This window comes from Liquorilactobacillus vini DSM 20605 (assembly GCF_000255495.1).
Classification (GTDB): domain Bacteria; phylum Bacillota; class Bacilli; order Lactobacillales; family Lactobacillaceae; genus Liquorilactobacillus; species Liquorilactobacillus vini.
Window position 1 is genome coordinate 1 of the sequence record NZ_AHYZ01000120.1, and the last position, 535, is coordinate 535.

At 30.1% G+C, this 535-nt stretch carries 1 protein-coding gene; it reads right to left on the reverse strand.

Annotated features, from left to right (window positions below):
* Positions 1-473: CDP-glycerol--glycerophosphate glycerophosphotransferase (locus ON15_RS07055; RefSeq protein ID WP_010580790.1), on the reverse strand; the 473-nt coding region annotated here is incomplete at its 3' end.
* Positions 474-535 lie beyond the last annotated feature (62 nt).

The window sequence follows — 535 nt, forward strand, 5'->3', positions numbered from 1 at the left end:
CCACTCATTCTTCGTGCCATAACTGGTGAGCTTGCTAAAAAGTACTGATAGTTTTCATATCTTCTTTTTCCTTCATTGGGAGTATTTGAATTATCAGCCCCAATTTTTTTTATTGGAAAACCGTGCCATAATTGAAAACAGATCGCTCCCTTTAAAAAAGAATAATCACCGAAATCTTGATACCCATGAGTAAAAAAAGCTTTCCCAGCACGTAACTGATAAAAAATTGATTTCAAACTATTTCGGCGAATAAAAACAACTCTTTTATTGTTAATCATCTTAGCCAGTGAATCATTACCGATCCAGACAAATTTTTTTCTTTTAAACTTATCTGACTTTAGCATCTGCATTAATAAATATTTTGGATTATCACTAAATCTTTTTCCGAACCATGCTCCAAAAATAAAAACATTTTTTGATCTGAATGATAATCCACTAACTTTATAAAAAAAGTTTTTTTTAGCAATACTCACTCTACTCACCCCTAAAATATAAAATTCGCCATTAAAGTAAACATTTAACTATTTATAGCTAT